This is a genomic window from Spirillospora sp. NPDC052242 (assembly GCF_040679555.1).
Taxonomy (GTDB): Bacteria; Actinomycetota; Actinomycetes; order Streptosporangiales; family Streptosporangiaceae; genus Spirillospora.
In genome coordinates this window covers 1-20,354 of record NZ_JBFAUZ010000014.1, presented here as the reverse complement: position 1 = coordinate 20,354, position 20,354 = coordinate 1, and the positions used below count along the sequence as shown (strand labels likewise).

The 20,354-nt window shown below is 73.3% G+C and carries 23 protein-coding genes; 14 read left to right on the top strand and 9 right to left on the bottom strand.

Features of this window, described 5'->3' with window-relative positions; translation table 11 throughout:
* Nucleotides 1–90 precede the first annotated feature (90 nt).
* The 3 genes from AB0L25_RS13800 to AB0L25_RS13790 all read left to right on the top strand — a co-directional run bounded on the left by AB0L25_RS13800 (nucleotide 91) and on the right by AB0L25_RS13790 (nucleotide 3,636).
* Complete coding sequence (locus AB0L25_RS13800) at nucleotides 91–1,290, top strand: PP2C family protein-serine/threonine phosphatase (protein ID WP_500171794.1); 1,200 nt, start codon at nucleotides 91–93, stop codon at nucleotides 1,288–1,290.
* An 89-nt stretch (nucleotides 1,291–1,379) separates the two neighbouring features.
* Complete coding sequence (locus tag AB0L25_RS13795; RefSeq protein WP_500171792.1) at nucleotides 1,380–3,206, top strand: sensor histidine kinase; 1,827 nt, start codon at nucleotides 1,380–1,382, stop codon at nucleotides 3,204–3,206.
* Nucleotides 3,199–3,636 (top strand): response regulator, encoded by a 438-nt coding sequence (locus AB0L25_RS13790; RefSeq protein WP_500171790.1) that lies wholly within the window; start codon nucleotides 3,199–3,201, stop codon nucleotides 3,634–3,636. Before AB0L25_RS13795 ends, AB0L25_RS13790 begins: the two co-directional genes overlap by 8 nt.
* On the opposite strand, the gene AB0L25_RS13785 is transcribed toward AB0L25_RS13790, so the two are convergent.
* Nucleotides 3,620–4,795: a PP2C family protein-serine/threonine phosphatase gene (locus tag AB0L25_RS13785; RefSeq protein ID WP_500171788.1), complete on the bottom strand. Its 1,176-nt coding sequence runs from the start codon at nucleotides 4,793–4,795 to the stop codon at nucleotides 3,620–3,622. The genes AB0L25_RS13790 and AB0L25_RS13785 overlap by 17 nt on opposite strands.
* A gap of 21 nt (nucleotides 4,796–4,816) precedes the next feature.
* Between AB0L25_RS13785 and AB0L25_RS13780 the strand changes: the two genes are divergently transcribed.
* The 3 genes from AB0L25_RS13780 (at nucleotide 4,817) to AB0L25_RS13770 (ending at nucleotide 6,982) form a co-directional block, all read left to right on the top strand.
* Nucleotides 4,817–5,287, top strand: coding sequence for a MarR family transcriptional regulator (locus AB0L25_RS13780; RefSeq protein WP_500171787.1), 471 nt, complete (start codon nucleotides 4,817–4,819; stop codon nucleotides 5,285–5,287).
* Between the two features lie 185 nt (nucleotides 5,288–5,472).
* On the top strand, nucleotides 5,473–6,282 hold the full coding sequence (locus AB0L25_RS13775) for a L,D-transpeptidase (RefSeq protein WP_500171785.1): 810 nt from the start codon (nucleotides 5,473–5,475) through the stop codon (nucleotides 6,280–6,282).
* Between the two features lie 28 nt (nucleotides 6,283–6,310).
* Nucleotides 6,311–6,982: a choice-of-anchor P family protein gene (locus tag AB0L25_RS13770; protein ID WP_500171783.1), complete on the top strand. Its 672-nt coding sequence runs from the start codon at nucleotides 6,311–6,313 to the stop codon at nucleotides 6,980–6,982.
* Nucleotides 6,983–7,079: 97 nt separating this feature from the next.
* Here AB0L25_RS13770 and AB0L25_RS13765 read toward each other — a convergent pair whose 3' ends face one another.
* Nucleotides 7,080–7,502: an ATP-binding protein gene (locus tag AB0L25_RS13765; RefSeq protein ID WP_500171781.1), complete on the bottom strand. Its 423-nt coding sequence runs from the start codon at nucleotides 7,500–7,502 to the stop codon at nucleotides 7,080–7,082.
* Between the two features lie 229 nt (nucleotides 7,503–7,731).
* On the opposite strand from AB0L25_RS13765, the gene AB0L25_RS13760 reads away from it, so the two are divergent.
* Nucleotides 7,732–7,938 carry a cell division protein SepF gene (locus AB0L25_RS13760; protein ID WP_500171780.1) on the top strand — a complete coding sequence of 69 codons (207 nt, stop codon included), beginning with the start codon at nucleotides 7,732–7,734 and terminating at the stop codon, nucleotides 7,936–7,938.
* 34 nt (nucleotides 7,939–7,972) lie between these two features.
* Here AB0L25_RS13760 and AB0L25_RS13755 read toward each other — a convergent pair whose 3' ends face one another.
* From AB0L25_RS13755 to AB0L25_RS13730, 6 genes are all read right to left on the bottom strand, one after another.
* The gene (locus tag AB0L25_RS13755) at nucleotides 7,973–8,626 is read right to left on the bottom strand and encodes an SDR family NAD(P)-dependent oxidoreductase (RefSeq protein WP_500171778.1); all 654 of its coding nucleotides are present in this window, start codon (nucleotides 8,624–8,626) and stop codon (nucleotides 7,973–7,975) included.
* Between the two features lie 113 nt (nucleotides 8,627–8,739).
* Nucleotides 8,740–9,780, bottom strand: a complete 1,041-nt coding sequence (locus AB0L25_RS13750; protein WP_500171777.1) for an SMP-30/gluconolactonase/LRE family protein — start codon at nucleotides 9,778–9,780, stop codon at nucleotides 8,740–8,742.
* The gene (locus AB0L25_RS13745; protein ID WP_500171775.1) at nucleotides 9,777–10,955 is read right to left on the bottom strand and encodes an acyl-CoA dehydrogenase family protein; all 1,179 of its coding nucleotides are present in this window, start codon (nucleotides 10,953–10,955) and stop codon (nucleotides 9,777–9,779) included. Before AB0L25_RS13745 ends, AB0L25_RS13750 begins: the two co-directional genes overlap by 4 nt.
* A complete protein-coding gene (locus AB0L25_RS13740; RefSeq protein WP_500171774.1) occupies nucleotides 10,955–11,596 on the bottom strand; it encodes a carboxymuconolactone decarboxylase family protein in 642 nt (213 codons plus the stop codon). Before AB0L25_RS13740 ends, AB0L25_RS13745 begins: the two co-directional genes overlap by 1 nt.
* Nucleotides 11,580–12,152: a VOC family protein gene (locus AB0L25_RS13735; RefSeq protein WP_500171772.1), complete on the bottom strand. Its 573-nt coding sequence runs from the start codon at nucleotides 12,150–12,152 to the stop codon at nucleotides 11,580–11,582. The genes AB0L25_RS13740 and AB0L25_RS13735 overlap by 17 nt, the downstream gene beginning before the upstream one ends.
* Entirely contained in the window at nucleotides 12,149–13,699 is a 1,551-nt protein-coding gene (locus AB0L25_RS13730) for a long-chain-fatty-acid--CoA ligase (protein WP_500171770.1), read from the bottom strand. Before AB0L25_RS13730 ends, AB0L25_RS13735 begins: the two co-directional genes overlap by 4 nt.
* A 137-nt stretch (nucleotides 13,700–13,836) precedes the next feature.
* On the opposite strand from AB0L25_RS13730, the gene AB0L25_RS13725 reads away from it, so the two are divergent.
* The 3 genes from AB0L25_RS13725 to AB0L25_RS13715 are packed head-to-tail and all read left to right on the top strand — an operon-like array spanning nucleotide 13,837 to nucleotide 16,196.
* The gene (locus AB0L25_RS13725) at nucleotides 13,837–14,475 is read left to right on the top strand and encodes a TetR/AcrR family transcriptional regulator (RefSeq protein WP_500171769.1); all 639 of its coding nucleotides are present in this window, start codon (nucleotides 13,837–13,839) and stop codon (nucleotides 14,473–14,475) included.
* Nucleotides 14,476–14,484: 9 nt separating this feature from the next.
* Nucleotides 14,485–14,895 (top strand): nuclear transport factor 2 family protein, encoded by a 411-nt coding sequence (locus tag AB0L25_RS13720; RefSeq protein WP_500171767.1) that lies wholly within the window; start codon nucleotides 14,485–14,487, stop codon nucleotides 14,893–14,895.
* Nucleotides 14,892–16,196 carry a phosphotransferase family protein gene (locus AB0L25_RS13715; RefSeq protein ID WP_500171766.1) on the top strand — a complete coding sequence of 435 codons (1,305 nt, stop codon included), beginning with the start codon at nucleotides 14,892–14,894 and terminating at the stop codon, nucleotides 16,194–16,196. The genes AB0L25_RS13720 and AB0L25_RS13715 overlap by 4 nt, the downstream gene beginning before the upstream one ends.
* Before the next feature lie 37 nt (nucleotides 16,197–16,233).
* Here the strand turns inward: AB0L25_RS13715 and AB0L25_RS13710 are convergent, their stop codons facing one another.
* Complete coding sequence (locus AB0L25_RS13710) at nucleotides 16,234–16,905, bottom strand: HD domain-containing protein (RefSeq protein WP_500171764.1); 672 nt, start codon at nucleotides 16,903–16,905, stop codon at nucleotides 16,234–16,236.
* Between the two features lie 141 nt (nucleotides 16,906–17,046).
* On the opposite strand from AB0L25_RS13710, the gene AB0L25_RS13705 reads away from it, so the two are divergent.
* The 4 genes from AB0L25_RS13705 (at nucleotide 17,047) to AB0L25_RS13690 (ending at nucleotide 20,311) form a co-directional block, all read left to right on the top strand.
* Nucleotides 17,047–17,385, top strand: coding sequence for a PadR family transcriptional regulator (locus tag AB0L25_RS13705; RefSeq protein WP_500171762.1), 339 nt, complete (start codon nucleotides 17,047–17,049; stop codon nucleotides 17,383–17,385).
* Nucleotides 17,382–18,344: an HAAS signaling domain-containing protein gene (locus tag AB0L25_RS13700; protein WP_500171761.1), complete on the top strand. Its 963-nt coding sequence runs from the start codon at nucleotides 17,382–17,384 to the stop codon at nucleotides 18,342–18,344. The genes AB0L25_RS13705 and AB0L25_RS13700 overlap by 4 nt, the downstream gene beginning before the upstream one ends.
* Before the next feature lie 446 nt (nucleotides 18,345–18,790).
* Nucleotides 18,791–19,240, top strand: a complete 450-nt coding sequence (gene cynS, locus AB0L25_RS13695) for a cyanase (RefSeq protein ID WP_500171759.1) — start codon at nucleotides 18,791–18,793, stop codon at nucleotides 19,238–19,240.
* Between the two features lie 159 nt (nucleotides 19,241–19,399).
* The gene (locus AB0L25_RS13690) at nucleotides 19,400–20,311 is read left to right on the top strand and encodes a formate/nitrite transporter family protein (protein WP_500171757.1); all 912 of its coding nucleotides are present in this window, start codon (nucleotides 19,400–19,402) and stop codon (nucleotides 20,309–20,311) included.
* Nucleotides 20,312–20,354: the final 43 nt, after the last annotated feature.

The following is a 20,354-nucleotide window of genomic DNA, read 5'->3' as shown; positions in this document are numbered from 1 at the left end:
GGGCTCGCGGGGACTGCCTCTAATATTTGCTCGACTGCAAGCAAAAGCACTGTTCGCCGAGTCCTCCCCCTGGGGCTAAGGAGCTGAGCCATGACCGCGATGCCCAGTCGCGGCGCCGAGCGTCTCCTAGGCGTCACAGGCTCCCTCCGCCTGCTGCTCGTCGAGGACGATCCGGGCGACGCGTTCCTGTTCGAGGAACTGCTGACGGAGGTCCGGCCGGGCGTCGAGATCGCGGTGGCCCGCACGCTCGCGGAGGCGCTGGACGCGATCCACCCGGGCCTGAACTGCATCATCGTCGACCTGTCCCTGCCGGACGCGCAGGAGCTCGACGCGCTGCGGCAGGTGCTCGACCACGCGGCCGACACCGCCGTGCTCGTCCTGACCGGCCTCGCCGACACGCACGTCGGCGTGGAGGCCGTCGCCGCCGGCGCGCAGGACTACCTGGTCAAGCAGGACGTGGACGGCGCGCTGCTCAGCCGCGCGATCAGCTACGCGATCGAGCGGAAGCGGGCGGACGAGTCGGAGAAGCAGCTCGTCGAGGCGCGGGTGGTGGCGCGGGAGAACGCGCGGCTGGAGCGCGGCCTGCTGCCGGTGCCGATCCTGAAGGACGGGTCGGTGCGGCACCACACCCGCTACCGGCCGGGCCGCGACCGCGCGTTGCTCGGCGGCGACTTCCACGACACGGTGGAGACCGACGACGGGACGGTCCACGCGATCATCGGCGACGTCAGCGGGCACGGTGCGGACGAGGCGTCCCTCGGGGTGCGGCTGCGCATGGCGTGGCGGACGCTCGTCCTCGCGGGGCACGAGGGGCAGCGGCTCCTGGAGACGCTGGACGCGGTACTGGAGCACGAGAGGTGGGGCGACGAGATCTTCACGACGGTGTGCATGCTGACGATCTCGCCCGACCGCCGCACGGCGCGCGTCCACCGCGCCGGGCATCCGCGCCCGCTGCTGTTCGGCCCGGACGGCGTCCGCGCGCTCCCGGAGGAACCGCGCGGCCCGGCGCTGGGGCTGCTGCCCGGCCTGGAGTGGCCCGCGCAGGAGGTCGAACTCGGGGACGCCTGGGGGCTGATGCTCTACACCGACGGGCTGATCGAGGGCTGCGTCGGGAACGGCGCCGAGCGGCTCGACCTCGAGGGGCTGCTGGAGCTGGCGGCCGCCGCGCACGCGCGCGGCGAGCGCGGCGAGGCGCTGATCGGCGGGCTGGCCGCCGAGGCCGAGCGGCTGAACGGCGACGTCCTGTCCGACGACCTGGCGGTGCTGCTGCTCAGCCGCGGAGAGCTGTGAGGCGCCGCCGGGCGGCGGACGGTAGGAACGACGCAGGCACTAGAGACGACGCAGGCAATAGGAACGACGCAGGCACGACGAACGACGCGATGAAGGACGGCACCACGAAGAACGGCACCGGGGACGACGCGACCGAGACCGGCACGACCACGACCGGCCCCACCGACACGCACACCGCAGACACCGACAGCGCCGGCGCCGCCGCGGGCGGCGACGGGCGGGAGTTCGAGGGCTTCGGTCCCCCGGTCGTCCTGCCCGAGGCCGAGTACCCGGAGCCGCACGGGCTGAGCCGGATCAGCCTGCGCAACCTGTACCGGACGGGCGCGCTGGTCCTCGCGCTCCTGCTGGCGGGCGCGTTCGCGCTCGCCGGGGCGGCGCTCTACCAGAACAACGGGGCCCGCGAGGAACTGGTCGGCCGGGTGTCGCAGGCGACGCTGGAGCAGTTCGACGTCACGTCGTCGCTGAACGCGCAGGACACCGCGATCCGGTCGTTCGCGAAGGACGGCGGCGCCGAGGCGCTCGCCGAGTTCCGCGCGGCGGTCGAGCGGGAGACCGCGGCGGCGTCCCGGATGCGGCGGCTGCTGACCGGGGTGTCCGGCGGCGCGGAGGTCGTGGCCTTCCTGGACCGCACCGAGGCGGACGCCGCCGCGTGGCGCGCCTCGTTCGCCGAGCCGGTGATCGCCCGCGGGCCGGGGACCGGGCTGACGGACGAGCAGGACGACCGCGGCCGGCGGCTGTTCGACGCCGTCCGCGGCGACGTCCAGCTCCTGCAGGGCGCCATCACGGCCCTGCACGGGGACGTCGCCGACCGGCTCGAGGCCCGCGGCCGCGCGACGCTGTGGGGGACGGGTTTCGCGCTCGGGCTCGTGGCCGTGGCGGTCATCGCGATGGCGGTGCTGATCCGGCGGACGGTGCTGAAGCCGGTGTCGTCCATGACCGACCGGGTCCGCGCGGTGGCGCAGGGGGACTTCGCGCACCCGCTGGACGTGTCGGGCCCGGCTGAGCTGCACGAGCTGGCCGCGATCATCGACGCGATGCGGCGGCGGATCATCGACGAGTGGGGCACCAGCGTCCGGGCGGCGGGGCAGCTGACCGAGCAGGCCGAGGAGCTGCGCCGCTCGAACGCCGAGCTGGAGCAGTTCGCGTACGTGGCGAGCCACGACCTCCAGGAGCCGCTGCGGAAGGTCGCGAGCTTCTGCCAGATGATCGAGCGCCGCTACGGCGACCAGCTCGACGACCGGGGCCGCCAGTACATCGAGTTCGCCGTGGACGGCGCGAAGCGCATGCAGGCCCTCATCAACGACCTGCTGCAGTTCTCGCGGGTGGGCCGGATGTCGCGGATCGAGGACGCGGTCGACCTGAACGAGGTGGCCCGGCAGGCGGTGTCGAACCTGGACGCGCTGATCGAGGAGACGGGCGCGAGCGTGGACGTCGGCGAGCTGCCGTCCGTCCCCGGGGACCGCAGCCAGCTCACGCAGCTGTTCCAGAACCTCGTCGGGAACGCGATCAAGTTCCGCCGCGAGGGCGTCGCGCCGCGCGTCGCCCTCGGCGCGTCCCACCGGGACGGCGAGTGGGAGTTCCACTGCTCCGACAACGGCATCGGCATCGAACCCCGGTACGCCGACCGCATCTTCCTCATCTTCCAGCGGCTGCACCAGCGCGACGAGTACACCGGCACCGGCATCGGCCTGGCGCTGTGCAAGAAGATCGTGGAATACCACGGCGGCCGCATCTGGCTGGTCACAGAAGAACCCGCCACAGAAGAGCGCGGCACCGGCGAGACCGGCGGAACCGCCGGCGACGCCCCCGAGAACGCCCCCGAGAACGCCCCCGACGCCGACACCGCGCCCGGTTCCGGCACCACGTTCCGCTGGACCCTTCCCGAGAGAGAGACCGATGACCGACGGCATGACTGACGGACCCCGCCCCATCGAAGTGCTGCTGGTCGAGGACGACCCCGGCGACGTCCTGCTCACCACGGAGGCGTTCGAGCACAACAAGGTGCAGAACTTCCTGCACGTGGTGGAGGACGGCGAGAAGGCGATGGCGTTCCTGCGCCGCGAGGGCGAGTACGCCGACAAGCCGCGCCCCGACCTGATCCTGCTCGACCTGAACCTGCCGCGCAAGGACGGCCGCGAGGTGCTGAGCGAGATCAAGGACGACGAGGAGCTGCGCAGCATCCCGGTCGTGGTGCTGACGACGTCCGAGGCCGACGAGGACATCCTGCGCAGCTACCACCTGCACGCCAACGCCTACGTGACCAAGCCGGTCGACTTCGAGCGGTTCGTGTCGGTCGTCCGCCGGATCGACGACTTCTTCGTGTCGGTCGTCAAGCTCCCCCGCTGACCGTCCGCCCGGTCCAGTCGACGCAGGCCACCACGGCGTCGTCGCCGGGTTCGTCGCCCTCGTGGAAGTCGACGTAGCCGCGGATCACGGTGCCGACGGCCTCGGGCGGGGCCTGCAGGCGCGTGTCGCGCAGCGCGTTCAGCAGCGGCGTGCCGCCGAACTCCTCCCCGGACGGCGACCGGGAGCCGTACACCCCGTCGCTGACGACGACGAGGCGGTCGCCGCGCTCGACGGTGAACTCCTCGATCGTGTAGCGGGTGTCGCCGAACATGCCGAGGGGGAGTTGCGCGTCGAACCCGATCAGATCGGCGGACGTCCCGCGCAGCCGGTAGATGCGCGGGGACCCGGCGTCGATCGTCCGGACGCGCCCGGTGGCGTAGTCGAAGTCGAGCAGCAGCGTCGACACGTGCCGGTCGCCGCGGTACCGGGCGTACAGCGCCTGGTCGGCCAGCATCGCCTGCTCGGCGATGTCGCCGCCGGAGCGGCGCGCGTTGCGCAGCGCGCCGACGGTCAGGTGGGTGAGGCTCGCGGCCTCGGTGCCGGTGCCCATCCCGTTGCTGACCGTCAGCTGGAACCCGTGCGCGGACGCCGACCAGTCGAAATGGTCGCCCCAGACGGCATACGCGGGTTCGAGCCGTCCCGCGAACGCGATCTCGGCGGACTCGAACGCGGACGCGGGCAGCAGGTCCCACTGCATCTCGGCGGCCACGGTGAGCCGCGTCCGGCGGCGGAGCCGCCGGTACAGGTCGGTGCCGCCGTCCGCGAGCCGCAGGGCGCGCGCGAGGACGTCCGCGAGCTCGTCCAGCCGGTCCGGTGCGGGCGCGCCGGGCGGCAGCGGGACGGTCAGGACGCCGATGCGGTCGCCCTGCACGGTCAGCGGGACGTGCAGGAGGTCGTCGTCCGTCCCGTCCCGGACCGGGCGCTGCGCGGCGAACGCGTGCCCGGCGGACGTGTTGGCGATCGGGGTCGCGGCGCCGTCCGGGGCGACGAGGGCGGACTGCCGGTAGTCGGGCAGCAGCACCCGGGCGTCGCCGCCGCCGGCGTACCGGCCGAACGCGCGCCCGGCGACCGTGAGCAGGTCGTGCGGAGGCGCTCCCCAGACGGCCCGCACGACCTCCGCGAACCCGTCGGGGAGGGAGCCGCTCTCGCCTTTGGTCATCGGGCACCTACAGTGGAGTACATGGTCGGCACGCCGGGTGATGGGGCCGCGGAGGACGCGGCCGCCCTCGATGACGCCGCCGCCGCGCTGATGACCGTGTGGTCACGTGCGCACAACGCGCCGGACGTCCCGATCCCGGCGACGCAGTTGCGGGCCCTGCTCGCGCTGGAGGAGCGCCCGCTGAACGTCAGCAGCCTCGCGGAACGGCTCGGCGCGCTGGTGTCGTCGGCGAGCCGGCTGTGCGACCGGCTGGAGGCGTCCGGCCTGCTGATGCGCGACCCCGGCCGGGACCGGCGGGAGGTCACGGTGCGGCTCACCGCGGACGGCGTCGAGCTGCTCGACCGGCTGCGCCTGCGGCGCCGCGAGGAGCTGGCGCGGGTGCTCGCGGCGATGCCGACGTCCGCGCGGGCGGCGCTGCTGTGGGGGCTCGCGGAGTTCCACGAGGCGGCGTCGAAGGCCGGGCCGGGCGGCTCGTTCTCGCTGCCCGCCTGACCCCGGGCGCCCGCCGCGACCACGGCATCCCTCGCACTCCTCGCGATGCCCACGTTCCCCCCTTAGCCCCATTGCCCCCGACAAACCAGAAATAGGCGCCTCAATACGAGCGGAATAACCGCTCCGGCGTGGCATTTTCCGAATTCCCGCTACGCACGCCCTTCCCACTACTAGCATCCCGCACCATGGCGACGATGATTGCGCTACGGAATCGAGCGGTCACGGTGAGTGCGCTCGTCCCGGCCGCGGCGCTGCTGCTGGCCGGCTGCGGGGGCGGTCCCGGACGCGGGTCCGCGGCGGAGCCGTCCGGCGGGCCGTCCACCGGGACGTCCGCGAAGGCGGCCGCCGGCGACGCCGCGGTGCCCGACGCGACCACGTTCACGACGGTCGAGGGCGCGCCCGCCGACGGCGGGCGCGACGCGGCCGACGGCCTCGTCGTGCACCCGGCGAAGCCGCTGCCGGTGCTCGACCGGCCCGGCGGGCGCCGCGTCGCCACGCTCCCCACGGAGCAGCTCGGCGGCCCCACCTGGGTCCCGGTCGTGGAGAGCTCCGGCGGCTGGCGGCGCGTCCTGCTGCCCAGCCGCCCCAACCGGGCGTCCGGGTGGATCTCCGGCGACGGGCTGCGCACCGCGCGCACGCCCTACCTCGTCACCGTCGACCTCGGCGACCGGCGGCTCACGCTGCACGAGTCGGGCGAGGCGGTCGGGCGGTGGAAGGTCGCCGTCGGCGAGGCCGCCACGCCGACGCCCACCGGCCGCACGTTCGTCATGGCGCAGCTGGCGCCGAAGAACAAGAAGCTGGTGCTGCCGCTCGGCGCGCACTCCGACACGCTCGACACGTTCGGCGGCGGCCCGGGCACCGTGGCGCTGCACGGCTGGCACGACGCGTCGGTCTTCGGCCGGGCCGTCACGCACGGCTGCGTGCGGGTGCCGGACGACGCGCTGCGGAAGCTGTCCCGGGTGCCGCTCGGGACGCTCGTCCTCATCAACGACTGATCATCCGCTCCCACGATCGGAGTCTTCCATGCGAGTTTCCCTCAGACGCCTCACCACCGCGGGCCTGCTGGCCACCGGCCTCGCCGCCACGCTCGCCCCCGCGCTGACCGACCCGGCGCTGGCCGAGCCCGGCTCCGGCGGCGCCGCCGGGTCCGCCTACGGGCTCACCCTCAGCGGGCCGCTCGACATCGCGCCCGTGCCCGCCGTGTCGTCCGGCAGCGAGCAGGTCGAGAAGAGCCTGCTGCGCGAGAAGGGCTCGAAGTTCGTCCAGGCCGAGGCGCTGGACGTCCGCGCGTCGGCGTCCCGCGCCCGCTCGAAGGTCGCCCGCCTGAACGTCCCGTCCGCCGACCTGCTGGCCAGCGCGGTCGCGGCCAAGTGCGACGGCGGCCGCGGCTCGGCGCACCTCACCGACGCCCGCATCGCGGGCCGCCGCCTCGACGCGACCCCGCCGCCCAACACCCGCATCCCGGTGAAGATCGAGGGCGTCGGCGACGCGACCCTCACGCTCAACAAGCAGCACCGGATGCCCGACGGGCGGATGAACGTCACCGCGATGGAGCTGGCGATGCCGCTGACCGAGGCGACGACGCTGCGCGTCGCGTCCGCCACGTGCGGCCGTCCGGCACCGGCCGTCCACGAGAAGCAGCCCGAGGCCCCCGCGCCCGTCCCGGTGCGGCGCGACCTGCCGGTCACGGGCTGACCCGCGACGCCGGCCCGGCGGCGCGCGGCGCGTCCGCCGCCGGGCCGGACCACCCGTCCGGCCCGCCATTCCGCCGGTCCTTTCCGGCGGCGATTCCTCAGCTCGCCGGAGCCTCTTCGACGGCTTCTTCGACCGTCCCGGCGAGCGACTTCTCGAAGTGCACGACCGCGCCGTCGCGATGGGCGCGGTCACTGATCCGGACGTCCTCGGTGAAGGCCCGCATCAACTGCAGGCCCCGCCCGGATTCGGCGAGGGGCGGCGCCGGTGCGCCGCCCCACTGCGCGGGGTCCGCCGCCCCGCCCTCGTCGACGACCTCCACGACGCATCGGTACCCGTCCATCCGGGCCCGCACCTCGTATTCCCTTCCCGCCGCCGCGTGCTGCACCACGTTCGCGCACGCCTCTCCGAGCGCGAGCGCGATGTCGGCGCGTATCTCGGAGGTGACCCCGAGGCCGCGGAGCGAGGCGTCGAGCGTCCGCCGCACGAGAGGCGCGCTCTCCGCGCTCCTCGGCAACGTCATTTCGAGGACGACCTCCATGGCCAACCGCCTCCGTTCCCTCTAACCTCCAGATTTCCCACCGCCACCACCGGGAAACTCCCGTCCGTCGCGCGACCCGCCCCTCTGCCCAATTGGCGCGGGCGCCGACAAATCTTTTTCCTCTCCGCTTCCCTCTCCGTGAATGAGCCGTCCAATCGCGCTCCGGACGTCCCGCCTGGCGGGCGCGGCACCGCGGGGGCAGACTGGGGGCGTGGTGAAGACGCTGCGTCCGCAGAACTACAACGAGGTGCTTTACGTCGGGCACTACTTCCGCAAGGGAGTTACCGTGCTCATGGATCTGACCGATCTCCCCGATGACGAGGCCAAGCAACTCGTGGACTTCGCGACCGGCCTGGTCTTCGCCCGGCGCGGTTCCCTCGACCGCGTCGACCGCAGGCTCTTCCTCCTCCAGCCCTGACAACGCCCCCCGAAACGCTTACGGATCGGGGTTCTCAGCTCCCCCAGTGGACGATCTCCTGCTGCCAGGCGTCGCGCGGCTGGACGTGCAGGGTCCAGTAGTGCTCGGCGATGTCGTCGGGATCGAACGCGGTGCCGGGCGCGACGGGGCCCGCGACGGTGACGCTCGCGACGTGCACGCCGGACGGCCCGTAGTGCGCGTCGAGGAGCCGCACGAGCGTGCGGACGCCCGCCTTGCCGAGGGAGAGGCTCACGTACTCGGGCTTCGGCTCCGGCATGCCGCCGGTGATCAGGATCGACCCTGCGCCGCGGCCGGCCATCGCGGGGGCGACGTGGGCGGCGGCGGTGAGGGCGCCGACGACGTTGACGGCCCACGCGTCCAGGTGGGCGCGGGCGGGCAGGTCGCCGGGCGCGTCCGGCCGGACGACCGCCGCGTTGTAGACGACGGCGTCCGGCGGCCCGAGTTCGGCGGCGGCCTCGTCCAGGGCCCCGCGCAGGGCGTCCTCGTCGGCGGCGTCGGCGGTGAGCCCGAGCACGGGCGTCCCGGCGGGCGCGTCGGCCGGCATCGCGCCGCGGACGCTCGCCTCGCCGCGCGCGATGAGCGCGACGGGCAGGCCCTCGCGGGCGAAGCGCGCCGCCACGGCCCGTCCGATCCCCGGCCCCGCCCCGATGATCACTGCTCCGGCCATGGTCCCCATCCCCTCGTCGTCGGTGTGACGGGGGAACGGTAAGGCTTCACACCGGTGTGAAGGTCAAGGGCGGCGGTCGGCCGGGCCGCGGCGCGGCCCGGCCGGGGCGGGCGTCAGCCCGCGTGGTTGAGCTTCAGGCCGGGGCGGGGCCAATCCTCGATCCTGAGGAGGCGGCCCGTGCTGGACGCGGTGACGTACGCGGTGCGCATGTCGTCGCCGCCCCAGCAGATGTTCGTGATGCCGGGGTCGCCGTCGACGTCGATGTCCACGAAGTCGACCAGGCGGCCGCGCGGGCTCACCACCGAGATCCCCGCGTGGATCATGGACGCGACGCAGACGTTGCCGTGCGCGTCCACGCCGAGCGAGTCGAAGTTGGTGTAGTCGGGCGCCGTGTAGAGGAAGTTGCCGCCGCCCGAGCCGCCGAGCGACCGGCCGCCCTCGATCACCCCGGGCGCGGTGACGTCCCACCACCAGACGCGGGCGGTGTAGGTCTCGCTGACGTACAGCCGGTCGCCGCCCGGCGACAGGCCGATGCCGTTCGGGCCCTCCATCCCGGCGGCGATCATCGTGATCGACGAGCCGTCCGCCTTCGCGTAGAACAGCCGGCCCTTGTCGCCGGTGACGCCGTCGCTCTTGCCGTAGTCGGTGAAGTAGATCCCGCCGTGCGCGTCGAACACCAGGTCGTTCGGGCCGCGCAGCGGCGCCCCGTCCGCCTCGGTGTAGAGCGTCTCGACGGCGCCGGTGGCGAGGTCGACGGCCTGGACGCTCCCGGTCTCGTAGTCGTCCGGGATGCCGCCCGCGAACACGAACCCGCCGACCTCGAAGCGGCGCAGCCCGCCGCAGTTCGCGACGTAGACGCGGCCGTCGGGGCCGAGCGCCGCGCCGTTGGGTCCGCCGCCCACCTCGGCGGCGACCGAGGTCGTGCCGTCCGGACGGACGCGGGTCAGCGTGCCCCGGTGGATCTCGCACACCAGGACGTCGCCGTCCGGGAGCGCGACCGGCCCCTCGGGGAACAGCAGGCCCTCCGCCAGCGTGGTGATCTTCATTCTCCTGCCCTTCCTGCGGGGTCGCGCCGCGGCCGGGCCGCCGGTGCCGAGGACGAACCCGGCGGCGGCGGTGCCGGCCAGTCCGGACAGCAGCGTCCGGCGCCTCACCGCATCGCCTTGAGGATGCGGCGGGCGGTGCTCTGGATGTGGACCTCGTCGGGTCCGTCGTAGATGCGCGCCTCGCGGGCGTGCCGGTACATGCGCGACAGCGGGAAGTCGTCCGTCAGGCCGGCGGCGCCGTGCACCTGGATGGCGCGGTCGATCACGTTGTGCAGCATCGTCGCCCCGACGACCTTGATCGCGCCGATCTCGATGCGCGCCTGCGAACCGGCGTCGATCTGCTCGGCGGCCTGGAGCGTCAGCATCCGGGCCGCCTGAATCTCGGTGTAGGAGTCGAAGACGTGCCGCTGCATGAGCTGCTTGGCCGCGAGGGGCTCCCCGAACGCGACGCGGGAGTCCAGGCGGGCGCACATCAGCTCGAACGCGCGCTGCGCCTGGCCGAGCCAGCGCATGCAGTGGAAGATCCGGCCGGGGCCGAGCCGGTCCTGCGCGATGACGAACCCGTGCCCGCGCGGGCCGAGCAGGTTGTCGGCGGGGACGCGGACGTCGTCGTAGGCGACCTCGTAGTGCCCGCCGTGCCCGGTGCCGCCGCCCAGCCCGAGGACGGGCGTGTCCCGGACGATCCGGTACCCGGGGGTGTCCGTCGGCACGATGATCATGCTGAACGCCTTGTGCGGCGACGCGGCGTCGGTCTCGGTGCGGCACATGACGGTCGTGTACGCGGCCGCGGCGGCGTTCGTCGTGAACCACTTGCGGCCCCGGACGACCCAGTGGTCGCCGTCGAGTTCGGCCGTCGTCTGCATGCCGGTCGGGTCGGACCCCGCGACGTCCGGTTCGGTCATCGCGAAGCTCGGCGACAGCTCCCCGGCCACCATCGGCGCCAGGTACCGGTCGCGCCAGCGGGGGCTCGCGTACTTGTGCAGCATCAGCGAGTCCTGAAGCGTGTACGTGCCGAGGGCGATCTGCCCCCACTCGCTGCGGCCCTGCACCTCGTTGACGTACACGTAGTCGAGGAACGGCAGCCCGCCGCCGCCGAGCTCGGCGGGGTGCCCGAGCGCCCACAGCCCGGCGTCCTTCGCCTCCCGCTGGAGCCCCGCGATCGCCTCGCGGGCCGCGTCGCCGCCCGCGTTCAGGACGTCCTCGGCCGGCTCGACCCGCTCGGTCATGAACGCGTGCACCGCGTCCCGGACGTCCCGGACCCGGTCGGGCACGGCGAACAGCATCAGCGCCCCCCGGCGAGGTCGTCGGAGATGTCCCGGTCGCCGTACCCCTCGGGCGCGGCGATCTCGACGATCGGCTCCGGCCTGTTGTCGTACTCGACCCGCAGCGCCTTCGACATCACGGCGTGCATGTCGTACATGCAGGTGATGTAGGTGAACTGCAGGATCTCCCGGTCCGACAGGTGCTCCTTGAGGATCTCGAAGACCCGGTCGGGGACGCGGCCGCCGTCCAGGACGAGCCCGTCGGTGTAGGCGAGCAGGGCCCGTTCGAGCGGCGAGTAGCAGTCGGCCGTCTGCCAGTGCGGGATCGCCTCGATCTTCTCCTCGGGCATCTTCAGCGCCCGCATCTGCTTGCAGTGCTGCGAGAAGACGAACTGGCTGCCGCGCGCCCACCCCGCCCGGCACTGCCCCAGCTCCCGCAGTCGGGGGTCGAGGGAGGCGCCCCGGTACAGCGCGAAGCCGCGGACGGCGTGCCGGAAGACGTCCGGGTCCTGCGCGAACACGGTCCACCAGTCGCCGGGCGTGCCGGTGGCGGTGCCGTGGTCGACGGCCGGGTCGCGGTCGGGGGCGAACAGCCGGTCGTAGAAGAACAGGATCCGTTCGTCGGTGACTTCGGCTCGGGGGACCTCACGCAGGCGCGGCATTGCTCTCCTTCGCGGGCCGCCGGTCGGCGGCCGTCTTCGGGGTGTGGGAGACGTCGGCGTCGGTGAAGGCGCGCGTCCAGCACGCGAACTCCAGGAGGATGCCGTCCGGGTCCTGGAAGTAGAACGAGCGGACGAACACCCCCTCCTGCATCTTCGGGGCGACGCCGAACTCGCTGTCGTCGTGGTTGAGGATCGGGCTGACCTTGACGCCCTTCTCCTTCAGCCGCGTCCGGTACTCCTCGAACTTCTCGACCGGCACGTGGAACGCGACGTGGTTCATCGACCCGACGGCGCTGAGCAGTTCGCCCTGCTCCGGACGCGTCTTCGGCGCGGAGATCCCGGGGACGGCGTCGGGCGCGTCCGGGAACCAGAAGAACGCGACGCAGTCGCCGCCGCCGCAGTCGAAGAAGAAGTGCTGGCCCATGCCGCCCGGCAGGTCCAGCGTCTTGATCAGCGGCATGCCGAGCACGCCGGAGTAGAAGTCGATGGTGCGCTGCATGTCGGAGCACACCAGCGCCAGATGGTTGATGCCGCCCAGCTCGAACTCGCGGTTCATGACACCTCCTGGACCTCGGGAACCTCGGTGACCTCGTGGTGGCGGGCCCGCAGGTCCTTCTTGAGGACCTTGCCCGCGACGTTGCGCGGAAGCTCGGGCACGAACTCGACCCTCCGCGGGACCTTGTAGCCGCCGAGGTGCTCGCGGACGAACGCGATGACGTCGTCGGCGGCGAGCTCGTGCCCGGGGCGGGTGACGACGGCGGCGGCGACGGCCTCGCCCCAGCGTTCGTCCGGGACGCCGAACACGGCGGCGTCCGCGATCGCGGGGTGCCGGTACAGCACCTCCTCGACCTCGCGGGACGCGACGTTCTCCCCGCCCGTGACGATCATGTCCTTGATCCGGTCGACGATGTAGATCATGCCGTCGGCGTCGCGGCGGACGACGTCGCCGGTGCGGAACCAGCCGTCCCGGAACGACTCGGCCGTCAGCTCCGGCTCCCGCCAGTACCCGGTCATGACCTGGTCGCAGCGGACGACCATCTCGCCGGGCTCGCCGTCCGGCACGTCCGCGAACGCGTCGTCGACGATGCGGACGTCGGCGGTGTCCATCGCGCGCCCGGCGGCGGCGAGCAGGTGCGTCTCGCCGGCGGCGGCCCGGCGGTGCTCGGCCGTCCCGAAGTACAGGATGTTGCCGCCGGTCTCGCTCATCCCGAACCCCTGGTAGAAGTCGCAGCCGAGGACGTCCATGCCGCGCCGCAGCACCTCGGCCGGGATCGCGGACGCGCCGTACCCGATCGCCTGGAGGGTGCCGAGGTCGTGCTCCTCGATGCCGGGATGCCCCAGCAGGAACGCGATCATCGTCGGGGCGAGCCCCGTCTGCGTGACCTTCCACTCGGCGACCAGGCGCAGGAACGTCTCGTTGTCGTAGGACCGGACGATCCCCACCGTGCAGGCCCGCAGGTGGTTGACCAGCACCGCGTAGCCGCCGACGTGGCACAGCGGGAAGCAGAACAGGAACACCGACCCGTCCGGGATCTCCCAAGCCGCCGCCGAGCCCGCGACGCCCGCGACCAGGTTCCGGTGGGTGAGCATCACGCCCTTGGGGCGTCCGGTGGTGCCGCTCGTGTAGACGAGCCAGCCCACGGAGTCCTCGTCGGGCCGCGGGGGCTCGGTGGCGGGCGCGTCCGCGACCAGCTCGGCGTACCCGCGGTCGCCGCCGCCGTCGAGCCCGACGACGAGCCGCACGCTCGGCATCGCGTCCCGCAGCCCGGCCATCGCGTCCAGGTACTCGCCGCTCACCACCAGGACGGACGCCTCCGCGTGGGCGACCAGCGACGCGATCTCCGCCGGGTGCAGCCGGTGGTTCAGGAACGTCAGCGCCATGCCGGCCGCCGGGACGGCGTAGTACAGCTCGACGTACTCGGGGCGGTTCCCGGACAGGACCGCGACGCGGTCGCCCGGTTCGGCGACGGCGCGCAGCGCGTTCGCCGCCCGCCGGACGCGGTCGCGCAGCCCGGCGAACGTGAGCGTCTCGTCCTCGAAGCGGAGCGCGACCCGGTCGGGGCGCTTGCGCGCCGCGTACTCGACGATGTCGCTGATCAGCATGGGCACCCCGGCGCGGCAGCGGCCATGGCGGCCTCCAAAACTTGACTTGACAGTCATGTCATCTTCGTTCGATGCTCGGATCCTGAACCTGAGAGCATGCGGATGTCAAGGGTCCGGGCGAACGGGGAAGAAGGAACATGGCGAGCGAGACGCAGGCGCGGGGCGAGAGCGCGACCGGCGGCGCGGGCGGGCCGCTGACCGAGCGCGGCGTCCGCACCCGCGAACGCCTCCTCGCCGCCGCCCGCGAGGTCTTCGAGGAGCGCGGCTTCCTCGACACCCGGGTCGCGCACATCACCCGGCACGCCAAGGTCGCGTACGGGTCCTTCTACACGTACTTCCCGTCCAAGGAGGCCGTCTTCCTCGAGGTCGCCGACCGGCTGTTCGCCGACATGACGCAGCACGACCTCGTCCCGCTGGAGGGCCCGTCGCCCGCCGCGCGCGTCCGCCGCGCCAACCGCGCCTACTACGAGGCGTACCAGCGCAACGCCAAGATGATGGCGATCATCGAGCAGGTCTCCACGTTCAACGTCGAGTTCCAGGAGATGCGCCGCAAGCACCGCGCCAGCGCCGTCGCCCGCTCCGCCAAGGCCATCCGCCGCTGGCAGGCCGCCGGCGTCGCCCCCGCCGACCTCGACCCGGAGATGGCGTCCCGCGCCCTCGCCGCCATGGTCGACCACTCCCTCTACCTGTGGCTCGTCCAGGGCGAGGGCCCCAACGACCGCCTCCTCGACACCCTCGACACCCTCTCCATCCGCGCCCTCGGCCTCGACCCCTAGGAGCCCCCCTTGGACCTCGCGGACCGCTTCCTCACCGCCATCACCTCGGGCGACACCGACGCGCTCCGGGCGATGTACGCCCCCGACGCGACGATCTGGCACGCCGGCGCCGGCGTCCAGGCCATCGACGACAACCTGCGCACGCTCCGCTGGCTGTCCCGCAACCTGCGGGACATGCGGTACGAGGACGTCCGCCGCACCCCGCTGCCCGACGGCTACGCCCAGCGGCACGTCCTGCGCGGCTCCCTCCCCGACGGGAGCCCCTTCGCACTGGACGCCTGCCTGTTCGTCACCGTCCGGGACGGCCGGATCGCCCGGCTCGAGGAGTACGCCGACAGCCGCGGCAGCGACCCACTCCGCGCCCTGGCCGCCGCGCAGCGCGCCGCCCGCACGGACGCCCGCACGGACGCCCGCGCATGAGCGGCCTCGGCGACGCGCTCGCCGCCCGCCTCGGCGCCGGGATCGCGGACCTGCACCGGCTGTCCGGCGGCGCCAGCCGCGAGACCTGGGCGTTCACCGCCGACGGCCGCCCCCTCATCCTGCGCCGCGACCCGCCCGCCGCCCCCGACGCCGCGGCGATGGCGCGCGAGGCCGCGCTGCTGTCGTCCGCCGCGGCCGCCGGCGTCCCCGTCCCGACCCTCGTCGACCACGGCCCCGACCTCGACGGCGCCCCGTTCATGATCATGGAGCGGCTGGCGGGCGAGACGATCCCCCGGCGGCTGCTGCGCACCCCGCGCCCCGGGCTCGCCCGCGACCTCGGCGCGATCCTCGCCCGCCTGCACACGATGGCGCCCGTCGACGGCCTGCCCGACGCCGATCCCCTCGACGCGCTCGCCGAGTACTACGACGCGTTCGACGAGCCCCGCCCCGCCGTCGAGCTCGCGTTCCGCTGGCTCCGCGAGCACCGGCCCGCCCCGACCGGCCGCACCGTGGTGCACGGCGACTTCCGCAACGGCAACCTCATGATCGACGGCCCGGCCGTCACGGGCGTCCTCGACTGGGAGCTGGCGCACGTCGGCGACCCGGCCGAGGACCTCGGATGGCTGTGCGTGAAGGCGTGGCGGTTCGGGTCCCCGCACCCGGTCGGCGGCTTCGGCCCCCGCGCCGACCTCCTCGCCGGCTACGCCGACGCCGGCGGCACCCCGCCCGATCCCGCCGTCCTGCACTGGTGGGAGGTCTACGGCACCCTCCGCTGGACGATCCTGTGCCGCCACCAGGCCGAACGCCACCTCAGCGGCGCCGACCCGTCGATCGAGTACGCCGTCCTCGGCCGGAAGGTCTGCGAGCAGGAGCACGACCTGCTCCTCGCCCTCGGACGCACCGAACCCGTCACCGTCGCCGACCCGCTCGACACCGCGGCCGACGCGGCCGACGCGGCGTCGCCGCCGCACGACCGTCCGTCCGGCCCGGCCCTGCTGGAGGCCGTCGAACGGTTCGTCCTCGAGACCGACCACGCCGACGACCGGCTCCGCTTCCACGCGCGCGTCGCCGCGTCCGCCCTCCGCATCGCGCGCCGCGAACTGCTCCTCGGCGACGCCCACCGGACGGCCCACGCCGCGCGGCTCGCGTCCCTCGGGTGCGCCGACGACGCCGAACTGGCCCGCGGCGTCCGCGACGGCCGCTTCGACGACCGGACGGACGAGGTCGTCGCGGCGGTCCGCGCGTCGATCGTCGACAAGCTCACCGTCGCGAACCCGCGCCACCTCGCCACCCCGCCCTGACCGGGCGGCGCGGGCGGCGGCCGGGGCCGCCGGGGGCTCAGCCGCCCTCGGCGGCCGCGCCGTCCGCGCCGTCCGCGGTCGGCACCCAGCCGCGGCGGGCGCCCTCGTCGATGAGGGTCCGGGCGTAGGCCCACAGGTCGGCGGACGCGTCGCCGATCACGGACTTGCGGCGGCGCACGTCGGCGTCGGTGACGCCCGGGGTGCGCCAGGTTCCGCCCCGGTTGTTGTAGTTCAGCAGCAGCGGCTGGAGCCGGTCCATCGCCTTCGCGAACCGCGCCTCCGGGGTCCGCCGCTCCTCGAACTCCTCCCACAGGTCGCGGAACTCGACCGCCTGGTCGTCCGGGAGCAGGGCGAACAGCCGGTCGGCCGCCTCCCGTTCGCGCCGCTCCTGCGTCGCCGCGCCCTCCGCGTCGTACAGGAACGTGTCGCCCGCGTAGATCTCCACGAGGTCGTGCACCAGGACGAGCTTCAGCGTGCGGCCGACGTCGACCGGCTCGTCGGCGTGCTCGGCGAGGACCGCCACCATCAGCGCCAGGTGCCACGAGTGCTCGGCGTCGTTCTCCCTGCGGTCGTCCGCGACGAGGACGCTGCGGCGCAGCACGGTCTTGAGCCGGTCCACCTCGACGATGAAGGCGATCTGGGCGGCGAGCCGGGACGGGACGTCCGGCGGCTGCGGCACGCGGTCGATCAGGCGGTCGTCGGCGGTCATCGCACCCTCCGGTAGTCGTCGGCAGAGCGAACGTACCGGCCGCGCGCGGCCCCCGCCCCACCGGGTGCGGCGCCCATCGGTGCGTCCCGCACGGCAACTCGCGATGGACATTAGTGTGCGCCACACACTATGGTGTGACGCGTGACCTCAGACGAGTTGATCCTCACCCAGGCCCAAGAGCTCCGCCGCGGCACGGTCGTCCTGGCCTGCCTGGCGCTGCTGGAGGACGCGCAGTACGGCTACGCGCTTCTGGAGACGCTCAACGAGGCCGGGGTCACGGTCGACGGCAACACCCTCTACCCCCTGCTGCGCCGGCTGGAGAAGCAGGGTCTGCTCACCAGCGAGTGGAACACCGACGAATCCCGGCCGCGCAAGTTCTACCGGGTCAGCCCCCAAGGCTCGCTCGTACGCGAAGGACTGATGCACGAATGGCAAAGCCTGGTCGCCTCGATGTCGCGACTGACGAAGGAGATCCGGTGAGCGCGCTGACCGGCCGCTACGTCCAGGAGGTCGTCCGCCGGGTCCCCGCCGACCAGCGCGACGACATCGCCGGCGAGCTCCGCGCCACGATCGCGGACGCCGTCGACGCGCGCGACGAGCCCGACCGGGCGGCCGCGGAGCGGGCCGTCCTCACCGAGATGGGCGACCCGATCCGGCTCGCCGCCCGGTACGCCGACCGGCCGCTCACCCTGATCGGGCCCGGCCTGTACCCGACGTACGTGCGGGTCCTCACGGTGCTGCTGGGCGCGGCGCTGCCCGCGGTGACGATCGCGATGATGGTGCTGGACGTCCTGGACGGCGCGGGCATCGGCGCGGCGATCGGCACCGGCGTCGGCACGGTGATCACCGTCGGCGCGCAGATGGTCGCGTGGCTCACCCTCGTGTTCGCCGCCGTCGAGCGGTTCGGGGCGCGGTCGCTGCCCCGCACGTGGACGCCCGACGACCTGTCCGCGCCGCGCCGTCCGGACGACGGCGGCCGGGCCGCGATCGCGGTCGTGGTGTGGGACGCGCTGCTGCTCGGGCTGATCGTCTGGCAGCGGACCGCCGAGCCGTACCGCGCGGACGGCGAGCGCATGCAGGTGCTCGCCCCGGACCTGTGGTCCGGCTGGATGTGGCCGATCGTCGCCGGGCTCGTCGCCCTCATCGCGGTGAACCTGGTGCGGGTCGCGCGCCGCGGCTGGACCGTTCCGCTGGCGGCCTGGCACGCCGCCGCGCAGGCGCTCGTCACCCTGCCGCTCGCGTGGGTGGTGTACCGGCAGGACATCCTGAACCCGGAGTTCCTCGCGGCCGTCAACGGCGACGACTGGACGACCCCCGACTCCTTCTACACCGCCGTCACGCTGATCGTCCTGGCGATCGGCGCGAGCGACGCCTTCGGCGCCTTCCGCAAGGCGATCCGCGGCGATAAGGGCTTGGCGGCGCCGTCCGGACGCGCCTAACGTCGGGGCATGGCGGACGCGCGGCCAAGGGCGCTCCCGACCCGGTCGCCGAGGACGCGGCCGAACAGAGGGTCCGCGGCCGCCAGTCCCACGCCGTCTGGAAACGCAAGTGGCCGGACGCACCGCTGGGCGAGGTGGTCGAGTACCGGCTCGGCCGCCGCGCCGAGCGGGGGCTCGCCGACCCGGCGGGGGTCGAGGCGAAGGTCCGCCGGATCCGCCGTCGCCTCCGCCGCTGACGCCCCCCGCTGACGGCCTTCCCCCCGCTGACGGCCTCCCCGCGCCGCTCGCCGGATTTCGCTCGTGTTGCGGCGGCGTAAATAAGGTCCGCCTTTCTCAAGCTCCCAATCTCCCCGGCGTTAAGAGTTGATTTCGGGCCCCGTGAATAATTGCCGGGCACTTCCGGAGGCGGCAGCCTGACGGCACCCGACCGTCTTCGAGGAGCGTGCATGAACCCGATCATGAGCAAGTCCGAGGCCGCCGCACTCGTCACCGCCGCGAAGGTGCGGCGCGGCCTCACCTGGACGCGGATCGCCGAGGAGATCGGCGCGCCGGTCGTGTGGGCGACCGCGGCGCTGCTCGGGCAGCACCCGATGCCGCGCGAGCAGGCCGACCGGGTGTGCGCGTTCCTCGAACTGGACGCGGCGGTCGCGGAGAGCCTGGCGCTCCAGCCCACGCGGGGCGCCGATCCGGCCGCGATGAGCGACCCCACGATCTACCGGTTCGCCGAGGCGCTGTCCGTCTACGGGCCCGCCCTCAAGGAGCTCATCCACGACGAGTTCGGCGACGGCATCATGAGCGCCATCAACTTCCGCGTCGACTTCGCCCGCCGCCCGGACCCCGACGGCGACCGCGTCGTCATCACCTTCGACGGCAAGTTCCTCGACTACCGCTGGTGACCTGACAGCACCGCGCCGGGCGTGTGAGGCGAACGTAACGCGCCCAACTCGGAGCCGTCATACGGCGGGCATCAACGCTGCGGAGACTCTCCTGGTCGGTCCGAATACCCCGGAATGGGTCGGTGCTCTTCCGGGCCGTCCAGGCAGAGGAGTGGACTCGTGTCCTATGTGAAACCGCCGGAGCTCGTCCGGTCGATGGTCGACGCGGGCGAGGCGAAGGTCTTCCTGTCAGCCCGGGACACCGTGATCCGGGCCTTCATGGCCGGCGCGATCCTCGCGCTCGCGGCGGCGTTCGCCGTCACGATCACCGTGCAGACGGGCGAGGCGCTGCTCGGCGCGGTGCTGTTCCCGGTCGGGTTCTGCCTGCTGTACCTCATGGGGTTCGACCTGCTGACCGGCGTGTTCACCTTGGTTCCGCTCGCGCTGCTGGACAAGCGGCGGGGCGTGACGCTCCGCCTCATGCTGCGCAACTGGGGGCTCGTCTTCCTCGGCAACCTCGCCGGGGCGATCACCGTCGCCCTCCTGATGGCCATCGTGTTCACCTACGGCTTCTCCACCGACCCGAACGAGATCGGGAAGCAGATCGGCACGATCGGCGAGGGCCGGACGGTCGGTTACGCCGACCACGGCGCTCCCGGGATGCTGACGCTCTTCGTCCGGGCGGTCCTGTGCAACTGGATGGTCTCCACCGGCGTCGTCGCCGCGATGATGTCGAAGTCGGTCTCCGGCAAGGTGATCGGCATGTGGATGCCGATCATGCTCTTCTTCTACATGGGCTTCGAGCACTCGATCGTCAACATGTACCTGTTCCCGTCCGGCCTGATGCTGGGCGGCGACTTCTCGATCATGGACTACCTCGTGTGGAACGAGATCCCGACCGTGATCGGCAACCTGGTCGGCGGCATCACGTTCGTGGGCCTCACGCTCTACGCGACCCACGGCCGCACCGGCCCGGAACGGAAACGCCCGGCCGCCGCGGAGCCCACCGCGGACGAGCCCGCCGCCGACACGTCGGCCGCCGGGAAGCCGGCCGCCGAGGAGACCGGCGTCCCCGTCAGCGTCGACGCGTAGGACGCCCCTCCCGAGCCGTGCGGACGCCCGCTCCCGGCCTCCG